Genomic DNA, 743 nt, shown 5'->3' on the forward strand with positions numbered 1-743 from the left:
GAGGTGTCGCCGGACACGGCCGCGTCGATGATGCGCACCGGATGGCCGGCGGCGGCGAGCGCGCGTGCGAGCTGCTGCTCGAACCCGTCGGCGTGGGCGAGGCCGTAGCCGGCCGACAGGCTGTCGCCGAGCACGAGGAGACGAATGGGGGCTGTCCCCGGCGCCGCGCCGGGAAGCGTGAACAGGGCGAGGAGAAGCGCGAGGCACCGCGAGGCTTTCCGCAGCGCGGCATGACCGCCATATCCGACCGCGATGGACAGCATCGTCACGCCCTCGGCTCCGCCCGCGCCGGAACCGCTTGTCACGACCAGGGGGCTTGTCCTGACCGTGCCTGCCGCCGCCGGGCCGGTCAACATCCTGCGCGGCATCGACCTCGATCTCGCCGCCGGCGAGGCGGTGGGCGTCGTCGGCCCGTCCGGGTCGGGCAAGACCAGCCTGCTGATGCTGCTCGCCGGGCTGGAACGGGCGACCGCCGGATCTGTGCGGGTCGCGGGGGTCGCGCTGGAGACGCTGGACGAGGACGCGCGCGCCCGCCTGCGGCGCGACCGCATCGGCATCGTCTTCCAGGCCTTTCACCTGATACCGACCATGACGGCGCTGGAGAACGTCGCCGTGCCGCTGGAACTCGCGGGCCGGCGCGACGCCTTCGCCGTCGCCGAGGCGGGGCTGCGGGAGGTCGGCCTCGGCCACCGGCTCACCCATCTGCCCGGCCAGCTGTCGGGCGGCGAGCAGCAGCGCGTCGC

Annotated in this window: 1 protein-coding gene and 1 pseudogene; one reads left to right on the forward strand and one right to left on the reverse strand. The window is 74.4% G+C overall.

Annotated elements, in window-relative coordinates; translation table 11 throughout:
* A pseudogene (locus B8460_RS15215) lies at positions 1-263 on the reverse strand (arylesterase); the annotation flags it as partial.
* Positions 264-327: 64 nt separating this feature from the next.
* Here B8460_RS15215 and B8460_RS15220 point away from each other — a divergent pair.
* A partial coding sequence (locus B8460_RS15220; RefSeq protein ID WP_241771206.1) for an ABC transporter ATP-binding protein occupies positions 328-743 on the forward strand: 416 nt, incomplete at its 3' end.

Origin of the sequence: Acidisphaera rubrifaciens HS-AP3 (genome assembly GCF_000964365.1) — a bacterium.
Classification (GTDB): Bacteria; Pseudomonadota; Alphaproteobacteria; order Acetobacterales; family Acetobacteraceae; genus Acidisphaera; species Acidisphaera rubrifaciens.